At 41.5% G+C, this 14,341-nt stretch carries 9 protein-coding genes; 4 read left to right on the forward strand and 5 right to left on the reverse strand.

The window, feature by feature from the left end:
• Nucleotides 1-60 precede the first annotated feature (60 nt).
• Both MLE17_RS06715 and MLE17_RS06720 read left to right on the forward strand, forming a co-directional pair.
• Nucleotides 61-1,257 carry a serine hydrolase domain-containing protein gene (locus MLE17_RS06715; protein ID WP_243347986.1) on the forward strand — a complete coding sequence of 399 codons (1,197 nt, stop codon included), beginning with the start codon at nt 61-63 and terminating at the stop codon, nt 1,255-1,257.
• A complete protein-coding gene (locus MLE17_RS06720; RefSeq protein WP_243347987.1) occupies nt 1,254-1,979 on the forward strand; it encodes a biotin--[acetyl-CoA-carboxylase] ligase in 726 nt (241 codons plus the stop codon). Before MLE17_RS06715 ends, MLE17_RS06720 begins: the two co-directional genes overlap by 4 nt.
• A gap of 366 nt (nt 1,980-2,345) precedes the next feature.
• On the opposite strand, the gene MLE17_RS06725 is transcribed toward MLE17_RS06720, so the two are convergent.
• The 3 genes from MLE17_RS06725 to MLE17_RS06735 all read right to left on the reverse strand — a co-directional run bounded on the left by MLE17_RS06725 (nt 2,346) and on the right by MLE17_RS06735 (nt 6,610).
• Nucleotides 2,346-2,804, reverse strand: coding sequence for a hypothetical protein (locus MLE17_RS06725; protein WP_243347988.1), 459 nt, complete (start codon nt 2,802-2,804; stop codon nt 2,346-2,348).
• Nucleotides 2,805-2,835: 31 nt separating this feature from the next.
• Nucleotides 2,836-3,888: a DUF6340 family protein gene (locus MLE17_RS06730; RefSeq protein WP_243347989.1), complete on the reverse strand. Its 1,053-nt coding sequence runs from the start codon at nt 3,886-3,888 to the stop codon at nt 2,836-2,838.
• A gap of 97 nt (nt 3,889-3,985) precedes the next feature.
• On the reverse strand, nt 3,986-6,610 hold the full coding sequence (locus MLE17_RS06735) for a valine--tRNA ligase (protein WP_243347990.1): 2,625 nt from the start codon (nt 6,608-6,610) through the stop codon (nt 3,986-3,988).
• A 486-nt stretch (nt 6,611-7,096) separates the two neighbouring features.
• Here MLE17_RS06735 and MLE17_RS06740 point away from each other — a divergent pair, with 486 nt between their 5' ends.
• Both MLE17_RS06740 and MLE17_RS06745 read left to right on the forward strand, forming a co-directional pair.
• Nucleotides 7,097-10,276, forward strand: coding sequence for a YDG domain-containing protein (locus MLE17_RS06740; protein ID WP_243347991.1), 3,180 nt, complete (start codon nt 7,097-7,099; stop codon nt 10,274-10,276).
• 38 nt (nt 10,277-10,314) lie between these two features.
• Nucleotides 10,315-11,637 carry an SPOR domain-containing protein gene (locus MLE17_RS06745; RefSeq protein WP_243347992.1) on the forward strand — a complete coding sequence of 441 codons (1,323 nt, stop codon included), beginning with the start codon at nt 10,315-10,317 and terminating at the stop codon, nt 11,635-11,637.
• A gap of 113 nt (nt 11,638-11,750) precedes the next feature.
• On the opposite strand, the gene MLE17_RS06750 is transcribed toward MLE17_RS06745, so the two are convergent.
• Both MLE17_RS06750 and MLE17_RS06755 read right to left on the reverse strand, forming a co-directional pair.
• Nucleotides 11,751-12,746 (reverse strand): endonuclease/exonuclease/phosphatase family protein, encoded by a 996-nt coding sequence (locus MLE17_RS06750; protein WP_243347993.1) that lies wholly within the window; start codon nt 12,744-12,746, stop codon nt 11,751-11,753.
• A 95-nt stretch (nt 12,747-12,841) separates the two neighbouring features.
• Nucleotides 12,842-14,293, reverse strand: coding sequence for a choice-of-anchor Q domain-containing protein (locus tag MLE17_RS06755; protein WP_243347994.1), 1,452 nt, complete (start codon nt 14,291-14,293; stop codon nt 12,842-12,844).
• Nucleotides 14,294-14,341: the final 48 nt, after the last annotated feature.

The raw sequence follows: 14,341 nt of genomic DNA on the forward strand, positions 1-14,341 counted from the left end.
TCTTAATTATTTCATATTTTTGTTTGATCCTAAATAACGAACCGGTCAAAAAGCGAACTCATGAAGAAAATACTGAAAGTTACAGGTATAATTAGCGCCATCGCACTGATCATTTTTTTAATGTTGCCGGTTTCATACTACATCCGGCAGGCACTTCGACATGGAACTCCGGACATTGATGACTATCAGTTTTTTGAGAATCGCACAGTGAAAGCCAAAGCACCTAAACCCTGGAAGTTCTCGCCCGATTACGTCACCGACACAATACCGGGGAAATATCTTTCCGACTTTGCCAAATATGAAACAGTTGCATTTTTGATTGTAAAAGACACGGCAATTGTAACGGAAAAGTATTGGTCAGGGTATGGAGAGCGCTCGTTGAGCAACTCATTCTCAATGTCTAAAAGTATCGTATCGCTTTTGGTCGGCTGTGCCATTAGTGATGGTTATATTAAAAGCATCGACCAGCCTGTGAGTGACTTCCTCCCTGCTTTGCCACAATTAAAGAACCGCCAACTGACCTTACGCGCCCTGCTGACCATGAGCGCTGCACTCAACTGGGATGAAGCACACAGCTCTCTATTCAATGTTACGACCGAAGCCTATTACGGAGACAATCTCTGGGCTTTGATGCAACAAATGCAACTCAAAGGAACACCCGATAAGGAATTTGAATACCAAAGTGGTGTGACGCAGTTACTGGCGTTTGTATTACAAAAAGCGGTAAAAATGAACCTCTCGGAATATGTCTCCGAAAAAATATGGACACCAATTAATGCAGAAACCGATGCGCTATGGAGCCTTGACCACTCCAATGGGATGGAAAAAGCGTATTGTTGCTTTAATACCAACGCCCGGGATTTTGCAAGATTGGGACAATTGGTGTTAAATAAAGGGAGATGGAACGGTCGCCAGGTTGTGCCGGCAAATTATCTTGCAGAGGCCATCACTCCCGCCCGCGAACTCAAACGTGCAGATACAGGAGAGCCCAACCGAATTTATGGTTTTCAGTTTTGGATTATAAATTACAAAGGTTATACGATACCTTATATGAGAGGTATTTTGGGGCAATACATTTTCGTTATTCCGGAATTAAGTGCTGTAGTCGTTCGTCTGGGGAATTTACGCAGCGAAACCTATCAGGAACCCAACCATTGTACTGATGACGCTTTCATCTGGCTGGATGCGGCATTTGACATAATGAAAGCCTCTCCCAAAATAAAAACCGATTCAATAAAAACCAAATTACCAGTATGAATCTGATCTATCTGGACGAAGTCCACTCGACAAATCAATATCTGCACGAACTGCTCCAACGCGAAAAATGCGAAGAGGGCACTTGCGTGCAAACCCGTTTCCAAAAAGCAGGAAGAGGCCAGCAGGGCAATAGCTGGGAATCGGAAGCAGGGAAGAACCTTACTTTCAGCCTGGTTCTCTTCCCGGATTTTCTTTCTGCTGTCGATCAGTTTATCTTATCGCAAATGGTATCGCTTGGCATCAAGGAGGTTCTTGACAATTATATGGAGGGAGTTTCTATAAAATGGCCCAATGACATCTATTGGCACGAAAAGAAGATTGCAGGTATCCTGATCGAAAATAGCCTGATGGGCAGCCATATCGAACACACGGTCATAGGCATTGGCCTGAATGTGAATCAGGAACTGTTTGTCAGCAGTGCCCCCAATCCGGTTTCGATGAAACAGATTACCGGCAGGGAGTTCAATCTGGAAGCGTTGCTTAACGAGTTGCTTCAATCCATATTTTCCCAATATCTCAAACTGATTCAGGATGAAGATGGCGATATACGCTTTCGTTATCTGAATTCACTGTATCGCCGCGATGGATTTCATAAGTATGCCGATGCAAATGGGGAATTCATGGCCCGCATCGAAAAAGTATCGCAAACCGGTCGTCTTTGCCTGATAACTGATAGCGGAGAACAGCGCGAGTATTACTTTAAGGAAGTGTCATTTGTTTAGATTCTGCGACTCACCGGAATTGAGCTACTACCGGGCAGAATTCTCCTGCGACCGACCAGAGTCCTTCTGCTACCGTACAGAATTGTTCTTCTACCGACTAAAGTAGTGCTGCGACTGACCCGAATTGAGCTACTACCGGGCAGAGTTCTCCTGCGACCGACCAGAGTCCGTCTGCTACCGTACAGAATTGTTCTTCTACCGACTAAAGTAGTGCTGCGAACGAGCCGAATCGAGCTACTACCGGGCAGAATCCACCTGCGACCGGACTGAATTGTTCTGCGACCGACTAATATACATAATCTAATTATAAAAATGAATGCCCCGAAATTGATCTTCCGGGGCATTCATTTTAAGAGAAAAAGGCATTTACTCTTCCATTAGTTTATCGAGGAACGAGTCAAGTTCTTTATCAATATCTTTAAACAGGGAATCTTCGATAATCAGGTTGCCATCTTCCAGTAGGTAAATCTCGGCCTGATGTTCGAAAGATTCGTCCACAAGCAATACCGAAAACGGACGGAGAGGATCAAGCTCTTCAAACTTCGCCAATACATCGGGCTTGGAAAGCACATCCCGAAGAATATTCTCAATAATCTTGAATATATTCTTTTCGTCAGTGTTATTGATCTCTTCTAACTCTGAAATTTCCATCTCTGCCAGTAACTGCTCAGAATCGTCATAAACAGCCACATCACTATTAGCGGTATTCAGCTGCACAAAAAGATCGGTAAGGGTACCCGGTTCTTCTTTCTGCTTGTACTTTTCAGTTGCCTGGCAAATAAGCTCGGAAAGCTTGATATTTACTGTATCATTGATGGCATTCATAGTATTTCGTTTTTGAGGGTTTCTAATTGGTTTAACGCAACTGGATATCGAGCTTTTGCGAATCGGATTTCCGACGCTGCAGCTCCCGAATGTAACTGTTCAGGTTTTCGGCTTCCGATTGTGCCGCTTCAGACTTCATTTCCAGAAAATGGGAACGGGATTTCTCAGCCCATTCTATCGCATCATCATATTTATCAGAGATTTCCATATAAAGGGCTAAATTGGATGCCGTAAAAGCTTTCAGTTTCTTCCGCGTGGAATGCTCGTATATGTATTGCCAGATTGATGCGGCCTCATCCCAACGGTTAGCCTTTACATAGTTGGCTGCGTCATGCATGTTGATATTGCCGCTGATGTAATAGATACGATCTACTTTATCACTGTAAGGAACCAGCTTTTTCATCATCTTGTCCACACTGTACATAGCCAAATCGTCAAAGCAGCTCTGTGGAGCGGGGAAATAACGCAAAGCTTCCTGAACGTTATCACCGGAACCATAGTCCTGCCAGAAAAGGCTATCTTGCTGCCGAAGGGTGTATAACACCTTCATACCTTTCGGGTCGATGATGCGAACAGAAGGATAAGCCCGCCCGTCCATGGTTATCTTGTACAAGTATTGGTTAGGTTGGTACCTGAGATTGATATCACTTTCGAACAACATCCTATCCAGCGAAATAATCAAGTCTGGTGAAATGGAATCGTTGATCTCCCTGATCTGATTTCTGCTCAATGGCAAATCTTCCAGAAAAGTCTTAGAACCCGAACGTGCCAGCCGCTGCTGATACACCTTAAACCACTTCAATGAATTAAGCCTTTTCGCCAGCTCGGAGGTGAACTCTTCAGCCAGACCAGCTGTATTAATTGCCGGATTAGATTTCTTGATTGTCCCACCATCGAAAACGGAAGCAGAATGACCAAAATCATCGGGTTGGTTGAGCGCATTATTAACAACGACAACTTTAGAAACGTTTTCCGGGATAACAATTTCTGCGGGACGCTTTACTTCTATGGTCAGTACAGAGACCGTCTGACAGGAAGAAAGTAGCAATCCACAAAGGATGACGGAGGTTGACAGAAACTTCATCTTCGGATACAGTTAACTTTTGACAAAGATAGAAATTATACCGGTAAAACAAAATGAACCCCGATAGAGTTTAAAGTTCTACCGGGGCTCAAATGGATTATTTCTGTAAGGCTGCGATACTTTCTTCGAGCGATTTGATTTTACTCTCGGCATCTGCCTGTTTTTTGCGTTCCATTTCGACGACTTTCTCAGGAGCACCGCTAACGAATTTTTCGTTGCTCAGCTTTTTCATCACTGAAACGAGGAATCCTTTGTTGTATTCCAGTTCTTCAGTCAGTTTTTTGATCTCTTCTTCCACATTGAGCATATTGCCCAGAGGAACAGCGTACTCGGTGGTTCCAACCAGGAAGGATACCGCTCCGGCTGATTTCTCGGCACATTTGCTTAATGCTGCAAGGTTACTCAGTTTGAGAATAACCGCATCGTAAGCAGAGTTATGTTCTCCCAGAATCTCGAGTTCCACAGTTTCTTTCTGAGGAATATTCTTTTGTGCACGTACATTACGAACTCCGGTAATCACATCTTTGGCTGCTTCGATGTCACCAATCAGTTTCGCATCGAATGCTTTGGCTTCAGGAAGCAATTGAGTCATCAGACTCTCACCCGCTTTGCGCTCGTAAGTCGCCTGCCAAAGCTCTTCGGTGATGAATGGCATATATGGGTGAAGCAATTTCAGCAAAGCGTCAAAGAATCCAAGAGTAGCTTCATAAGTCGCTTTGTCAATAGGCAACTGGTAACCCGGCTTAATCATCTCCAAATACCAGGAAGAGAATTCGTCCCAGAAGAGTTTATAAACTTCCATCAACGCTTCCGAGATGCGGTATTTATCCATCGAATAATTTACAACCTCGATGGTTTTGCTCAACAACGCATCAAACCATTTCACCGCAATGGCAGCCGATTCAGGTTGAGCCAGAGTTTCGTCCACTTGCCAGCCTTTTACCAGACGGAAGGCATTCCAGATTTTATTGTTGAAGTTACGTCCCTGCTCGCAAAGCGCTTCGTCGAAGTGGATGTCGTTACCGGCAGGAGCTGCCAACATCAAGCCCATACGCACACCGTCAGCACCGAAGTTTTTAATCAGGTCAAGCGGCTCGGGCGAATTACCCAACGATTTTGACATCTTGCGGCCCAGCTTATCACGAACGATACCGGTCAGGTAAACATTCTTGAACGGCATATCGCCGCGGTATTCGTAACCCGAGATAATCATACGAGCCACCCAGAAGAAAAGGATGTCCGGTCCGGTTACCAGGTCGTTGGTTGGATAATAGTATTTGATTTCCTCGTTTTCAGGATTGCTGATGCCGTCAAATACGGAAATCGGCCACAACCAGGAAGAGAACCAGGTATCCAGACAGTCTTCATCCTGACGAAGGTCAGCCAGTTGTAGGTCAGCATTACCGGTTTTCTCGCGAGCCAGTTCCACAGCCTGTTCGGGAGTTTCCGCTACCACGTAACCACCTTGTGGCAGGAAGTAAGCCGGGATGCGATGTCCCCACCAGAGCTGACGTGAAATACACCAGTCTTTCACATTCTCCATCCAGTGACGGTAGGTGTTTTTGAATTTGGCAGGAACCAGTTTGATGTCGTCGTTCATGACAGAATCAAGCGCCGGCTTTGCCAACTGCTCCATTTTGAGGAACCACTGCATCGAAAGTTTAGGCTCGATAGGCACGTGAGTACGCTCTGAGAAACCTACTTTATTGGTGTATGGTTCTACCTTTTCCATCAAATCAGCATTAATTAAATCCTGCTCGATTTGCTTACGAAGGTCGAAACGATCCATTCCCACGTAGATGCCCACTTTATCGTTGATGGTTCCGTTATCATTGAAAATGTCGATGGTCTCGAGGTTGTATTTTTCACCAAGCATGTAGTCGTTTACATCGTGTGCCGGAGTTACTTTCAGACAACCGGTTCCAAATTCAACATCCACATATTCGTCCTCGATCACAGGAATCTCACGACCAACGATAGGAACGATTACTTTTTTTCCTTTCAGATGGGCGTTTTTCGGATCATTCGGATTGATACACATAGCGGTATCTCCGAGGATGGTTTCCGGACGGGTAGTTGCTACTACTGCGTAAGTACCGTCTTCTCCAGCCACTTTATAGCGCAGGTAATAAAGTTTACCTTGTTGTTCTTTGTAAATCACCTCCTCATCAGAAAGAGCAGTCAACGCTTTCGGGTCCCAGTTCACCATACGAACGCCACGGTAGATCAGGCCTTTGTTGAACAAGTCAACAAATACTTTCAATACACTTTCAGAACGTGGATCATCCATCGTAAAACAGGTACGATCCCAATCACAGGAAGCACCCAGCTTTTTCAATTGTTCCAGGATAATGCCGCCGTGTTTATGCGTCCATTCCCATGCATGTTTCAGGAACTCTTCACGGGTGAGGTCTGTCTTTTTGACACCTTCTTCAGCAAGTTTTGCAACCACTTTCGCCTCCGTAGCTATAGATGCGTGATCGGTACCCGGTACCCAACAGGCATTCTTTCCCATCATGCGGGCGCGACGGACGAGGATATCCTGAATGGTATTATTAAGCATGTGCCCCATGTGGAGCACGCCGGTTACATTGGGCGGCGGGATAACGATGCAATAAGGTTCGCGATGGTCGGGTTTCGACTTAAACAATTCGTTTGCCATCCAGTAGTCATACCATTTCTGCTCTACTTCGGCCGGATTGTATTTACTTGCTAATTCCATTGGTGATATATTATTATTCTGAATTTCAACTGATTTATGTCCTTTATTGATAAGTCATGGACAAACAATATTTTAGGCGGACAAAGGTACAAAAAAAATGCGTATTGATTCGCGGGCAAATAAAAGAGAGGGATCGTTAATTGTTGCATCCCCGACATACTTTTAGAAGCAAATTTTCACTATCCAAGCAAGCACAAAAAGGTTATATATATTTAAACACAAACACGCAAAAGCGCCAATATTGTTAATATATCATTTATGCAGTTAACAGCAAAATAATTTCTAATATAAATTTCTACCTTTGTAGAAAGGACAAATTAATCATTGTTTACAACACACTTGGCCTTTTGAATTTATTTTTTATCAAAATATCCGGTATAGCCTTGAGCTACTTAAACTGGAACAAATAAAGATAAACCCTCCAGGTGTGAAGCCTAGATGGATATTGTGATTTTAGAATAGAAGAAGGTATTTAATTTTAAGGTTATGAAGAGGTTATTTCTACTAGGAGTTATCTTAGGGGTGAGTTGGAAGATTTCTGCACAACTACCTGAATTTAGTTACGTTACTCCTCAATTTTACAAATTGGGGAAAATGATTCAAACATTACAACCGACGGACAAAGGTGGGCTAGTAACCGGAGGATTTCAGGTTTCATCCATAGCAGGAGATGGCTCAAAAGGGGCAATTAATGCTGAGGGAGTACTTGCTAGCTTCAATCAACCCAGCGGTGTCGTTGTTGACAAAGATGGAAACATATTTGTTGCGGATCAGCTTAATCATCAGATAAGGAAAATCAGTAAAAATGGGCTGGTAACTTCGTTTGCTGGCAGTGGAAAAGCCGGATTTAAAGATGGGTACCAGACTGAAGCTATGTTTTATTATCCAACAGGGCTTGCAATAGACAAAAATGGGAATCTATTTGTTGCAGATACTTACAACCACAGAATCCGAAAAATATCTCCAAACGGAATTGTATCTACAATAGCGGGAAGCGGGAAATCCGGTAATATCGACGGACAATCCAACAATGCATGCTTTAATTTCCCAATGAGTGTAGTTAGTGATAACTCCGGTAATATTTTCGTTACCGATTTTGGGAATTGTACTATTCGAGAAATTTCCGAAGACGGAAACGTCAGCACTTTTGCAGGAAGTGGGTTTATAAGTGATGTAGATGGAATTGGCACAGATGCTAGTTTTAACTATCCGACCGGAATCACCATTGATAATTTGGGCAACTTATTTGTTGTTGATAGAGGGAATAATAAAATAAAGAAAATCACACCCGACCATACAGTTTTCACATTTACTGGAAATGGTCAATCAGGTCAAATAGACGGTTCTGCTGACATTGCTCAATTTAACAATCCTTATGGCATCTCTATTGATCAAAATGGGAATTTGTATGTAACAGATGTTGATAACAACGCAATCCGTAAAATTTCTACGACCGGAAATGTATCTACAATTACCGGACAAGGGATAGCAGGCAGTACAGATGGTTTTATCAAAAATGCAACCTTAAACTCACCCAGCGGAATTGCCGTTGACACAAGTGGGGTAATCATTTTTGCCGACCAATTAAATAACAAAATAAGAAAAATAACCCGATCCCCTTTATACAAAATAACTCCGGAGTTATCTTCTGGATTGTATTTTGACGAAAAAACAGGCTCCATCAATGGAACTCCCACAGTAACTTCTCCAGCTACTACATATACCATTATCGGTACTAACGATTTCGGAAGCTATCAAACTAAAATCAATATAACAGTTTACGACACCCTTACGGCACCTACTGTTACAACTCAAGAAGTAAGTGATATATCGTGTTCGACTGCAGTTGGTCATGGTACAATAGAAAACCTGGGAATGCCATACCCGACTTCATATGGAATATGCTGGAATACGACAGGTACCCCCACAATCGAAGATCAACATACAGACAATGGTAATGCAACAGATACAGGAGCTTTCGTATCTACTGTAAGTGATTTAGCATACAATACTACTTTCTATGTCAGAGCTTATGCTACAAACGGAGCCGGTACGAGTTATGGAAATGAAGTCAGTTTTACTACAAAAAAATGTCAGTTAACGGCTAATGCTCCAGTTATTACCCTTTCAAAAACGTATGATTCAACGGTGAAAGCTTTGATTGATTCTTCAAGTGTTCATTTAAGCAACTTGGCCAGCAATGATCAGGTCACTCTTTCTTGCTCCGCCTCATACGACAGTAAAAATACAGGAAATGATAAAAAAATCACCGTATCTTATACAATTTCAGGACCTGACGCATATAAATATATTGCACCAGAAGACTATTTTTCTACAAATGGTTCAATTACACCTATTGCTTTAACTGGGCTAAATGCAACAGTCAATAATAAAATATATGACGGCAATACTTCTGTTAATATCTCTGATGTATATCCGATTGGGATTATTGACGGGGATCAAGTTGGCATCACAATAAACAACGCTCATTTCTCTGACAAGAATGTAGGCTTAAACAAATCGGTGATTATACCAGAGCTAAGTATTACCGGAGCAGATGCAAATAATTATACACTTCCTCAGCTTCCATCACTTAACGCGTCAATATCCAAAAGACAGCTGATAATAGAGTCGACCCAGGTAACTACGAACAAAATGCATGATGCAACAACTACAGCCAATATCATCTCAACAGGATCCTTATCCAATTTGGTAAGTGGAGATGATATACAGGTTTCTGCTCAGGCAAATTATGATTCTCCTGAAATTGGTTCTGATAAAGTAATTACTGTAACTTATATATTGTCAGGAAAGGACACTGCAAACTATGACGCACCCAAAGCATTAGTAATTTCCAATGCAATAATATCTGATAAAGTTACGATACAATCATTGCAACCTTATCTTCAAGAATGCGAAACGTCGAGTTTTAAGATGGATTATGTAACTCAAAGTGGCACCCCCACTCAGTACAAAATCACATTTAATGACAAAGCGCTATCTGCAGGATTTATTAATACAGAATTCTCTAATTTACCGTCGGCTTCCATTAATGGGACATTAACGATACCGATTCCTCAAGGGGCAAAATACGGTAACTATTCCGGTACATTAATTATGAGAAATGCATTAGGCATTGAAAGTACCCCTTATCCTTTTAATTTCAAGATTGACGTTTCGGCTGATCAGCTAATTACGAAATTTGGTAATATAATTCTGATCAACAATACCGAGAATGATTTTATATCTTATCAATGGTTTAAAAACGGAAATTCCATCGTTGGAGCAACAGAGCAGTATTATTATGATCCAAACGATCTTGATGGTATTTATTCTTTACAAGTAACAACAAAAGACGGATCAATATTCAATACATGCCCTAAAACAATAAATAAAGCTGCCTCATCTCAACCAGTAGCGAAAGTATACCCCAATCCTCTAAATGCGAATCAGTCTTGCTCTATTGTTTTTGAAGGAATGGATCAAAAAGATATTGAGAATACCGATATTACAATTTTCAACAGCGAAGGAAAAGCGATTTACACGCAAAGTAAAGTTGAGAAAATAACTACTCTGAATTTATCTCTACCCAGTGGTACTTATATCGGACAAGCCAAATCAGAAAAAGGATTTAACCAAACCTTTAAGCTCATCGTTACAAAATGAGCTTCATTGAAATGATAAAACCTGTAATAACTGATAAGATGAAAAAGATACTTATAACTATATTTCTCTTAATTCCATGTATAGCATTACGCTCTCAAGATGCTAAAGATTATTTTTCAATTCTTGGAGGGGGAGGCGTCCATAATCTAAAGTATAGCTTTCAGGAGAGTTCCAATCATTTTCAAGGAAGTGCAGGTTATCTGCTTAACGTCAACTATTCACACTTTCTAAATTCCAACTGGGGGATATCAACAGGAATTGGAGCCAGCACCTATTCCGGACATTCAATTCTGAATTTTACGTCTAAGAACATGGAGACAGACTTTGAAAACGATTCGTATGAATTTCGGGCAAAATTTCAAAACTGGGAAGAAAAGCAATATGGTCTTTTTTGGGAAATCCCATTAACTCTTCAATTCCGACAAAGATTGAGTAATAAAGATCATTTATTATTAGGACTCGGAGGTAAGATTTCTTCTCCATTCAAAACTACCTATAAAGTCACAGGTGGAGAAATTACAACCACCGGATATTATAGCCAATGGAATGTGGAGTTTAGTAATCTGCCTCAATACGGGTTTACCACAATATCCAATCGTCCAAAAGGAGATTTAACAATGAAAACATCCTATGCACTGACAGTTGATTTAGGAACTCTTCATCAATTAAATAATCACATTGGTATATATCTGGGAGGTTATCTTAATTATGGATTAAACAATATACTTCTGAAAGAAAACAAATTAATATACGAATCCAACGGCAATTATAATGGAGTTTTGAGTTCGTCTCAAGTCAACGACGTCAAACAATTTGCATATGGGGTCAAAGTTGGGGTATATTTCGCTTTAGGGAAGAAAAAGAAAAATTCAGACCAAATACTTAGCGAGCAGCCTCCGAGGAAAGTAAAAAATATTTCTGATCAAAATAACAAACTAACTCAGGCTTCAAATCAGTCTATTGATTCAATAGAAAATGAGTCCTCTACTGAAAATAATAAACCACTGAAAACAAAAGGCAAAAATGACCGCAATAAGGACAATACGCCATCTCTGATTCAGGAAAAAATAAAGATAGTAAGTGATCAGCAATCAAACTCAGGAACTGACTCAATACAATTGAAAAGGTATTCTGTTGTTATAGGCAGTTTCATCTATAAGACAAATGCATTGAAACTAAAATCCAAAATGGAAAATGAAGGGTATAAAATAGTTCTGGCATTAAATGAACAGCAAATGTTCAGAGTTATTATAGCAACTTTTGATAAAGTAGAAGATGCTGTCAAAGAATGTCGACGTATCAGAAACAAATATACTCCACAATTTTATGATATCTGGATTCTGAAGAAGATAAACAATTAAAAAACTTTTATCACACCAGATCTTTTTCAGCGTTCAACCAGAAAATAACAAAATCGGGCTTATAAAGACAACAAAGGACAGTGCTTATCTCTGTCCTTTGTTGTCTTTACTTTTTATTGGACCACCAAATCCATCCAAACCGGCAAGTGGTCGCTGAATCCGCCCTGATAGCGGAATCCCAGGAAGGTACGCAAAGGACGTTCTCCTCCGTTGGTTTTATCTTCTTCCAAAAGAAATGGGGCACGGAATATTTGCGCTTTGCCTTCTTTCACCGAAATACGGGAAGATTGCAGGAGAGCACGATTGACGATTATCTGGTCCAAAACTCCCCAATCCGATTGAAATTTATGGCTACCATGCTCCCGATCATCAAGCATCGGATACATCAGATTTGCATAAATGGAAGAAACTTCTGTTGGCGATTTGGCACCTAATATCTTGAATAGGCTTTCATTATCAGGATAATCATTGAAATCCCCCAGAATAACGACAGAAGGATGCATTCGGACTGAAATGACAGAATCTGCTTTTTCCCGTAACACTTTTGCTGCCGCGATTCGGTGACCGTTGGATTGATCTTCTCCGCCCAATCGGGATGGAAAATGGCAAACAAAAATATCGAGGGTATCGTGATTAATGACCTGACCGGTAACGTGCAGGATGTCGCGGGTGGGATACCGAAGAGGGACATGATAGGCATTATACCCAAGCAAACGGAACTGGTCGCGCTGATAGAGCAAGGCGAGATCAATTCCACGCGCATCAGCGGAATGCGTCATAACGTAGCGGTAGGAAAGATTTTTCAGAGGCGAATGATGTGTCAGATCAATCAACACGGAATCATTCTCCACCTCACACAGACCGACCAACGCCGGAATTTGCCATTCGCCTACCGCAGTGATTACTTTGGCGATATTATTCAATTTATTGCGATAGCGGGTGTGGCTCCAGTGATATTTACCTTCCGGAAGAAAGTCCTGGTCATTTTTCAAAGAGTCATGCCGGCAATCAAACAGATTCTCCGTATTGTAAAACATGACCCGCAGGTTTTCCTGAGCATAAACGCCTGTCTGCACAAGCCAGACATAAAGCAAAACAATTTTTCTCATGGTCGTCTCATTTACCTGAAACAAAAACGCGCTACCTATCACTTCTAAATCAGCAAGTAACTGGTAACGCGTTTTGTTTTCTGTTTCTATGAATATTATTTCACTCGTTCGTATGCCCCTAGGTCTGGTTTACTGTCAGCAAACCGGGAATGTCCAAGCATGTCAACCGGACAAACCTGTGCAGAACCATAATCTCCAGCATCAATTGCAACCGAAGCCGAATCCAACCGCAAGTCAAACTTATAGTTGTTGCCTTCGTTGATAAACTTAGGATCCTTATTCCAAATGGTAGAGACAAAATCGGCATCATCAGTTCCGTCTGATTTAATCAAACAGTTTCCGAAATGATATTTGAAATCAGTATTTACAGCGTAGCCTTTGGGTTTATTGTCAAAATTAATATCTGTACTTCTGACTCCCCAGAGAATACAATTCAGAAAATCGGCTTTTACCAGTGGGCAAAAACTCCATGCACCATCTGATGTCAATTTGTAGTTCTGTAAATGCAAGGCATAAGGCGATGAGCTAAAAGCTCCATTATCATACAGGAAATGATTTTCAAGTGTGCAATGAACGAATGAATAATCGCCACCATTCAACGCCACAACATCGGTTCCACCGTTGGAGAACTCACATCCGTAAGCCGTCACTTTACAATTCATTGCCGAAAATACCGTACCCATCACATTCGTGAGTTTACAGTTTAGCAATCTGATTTTCTCATTATCGGTATTTGCCGAATCCAGTCGCAGGGCATACATTCCGTTACGAATCTGGGTGTATTCCATCTCATTGCCATAGCTATTTCTACTGATAGATACACCTCCCCACAAACCGGAGTAAAGGTCATAAGGCAAATCGCTCAGCATCCTGTCCATACGGTCGCCACGGAAGACAACGGGCTCCTGAACTGTTCCTTTGGACGATATTTGTCCATCGATCCGACAGAAAGCTTTATCGTGGAAAAAGAGTTTTACACCGGAAGCCAGATTAAGTTTTGAGGTATTTGCGACAATCAGGCTGTCGTAAATCAGGAATGGACGATTTGCATTTAATGTAGTATCTGATTTCAACGTTTTTCCCCGTAAAATTATCACATCCTGCCCGTAAGCTTCCATACGTACTTTCTGGGTATTGCCATTTAACCGAAACATGAGAGAATCGGAAATCAAAATCGGATTGTTGGCATCATGCGGATTGACTTTCACCTCGACAAAGACAAAAAGGCTGTCTTTGGCACCGATTTCGATATTGGAAAAAGAGGTTCCTTTCTGTCCGTCAACCACTACAGAAAAACCATTGGCATCACCTCCGGCCAGATTGATGGATTCAATCTTGAGCGGCTTTTTGCCCCGGTTGAAGATCTTCAACTGACGGGTCGAAGAACCAATGGAGGTAAATACCGTATCAAACCGAACCGTATCAGCCGAGAAGGTCAGCTTATCCGCCGGATTGGTGGAAAAATCGAGCTCGCTGCTGCACGAAAAGGTAAATGCCAGAGCTATGATTGCCAGTAATGTGAATCCTATGTTTGAGAATAACTTCATTATCATATATATTAGCGTTGCATCAGATACAACAAATTAAAATAGTAC

It is taken from the genome of Parabacteroides sp. FAFU027 (genome assembly GCF_022808675.1).
Taxonomy (GTDB): domain Bacteria; phylum Bacteroidota; class Bacteroidia; order Bacteroidales; family UBA7332; genus CAXXIC01.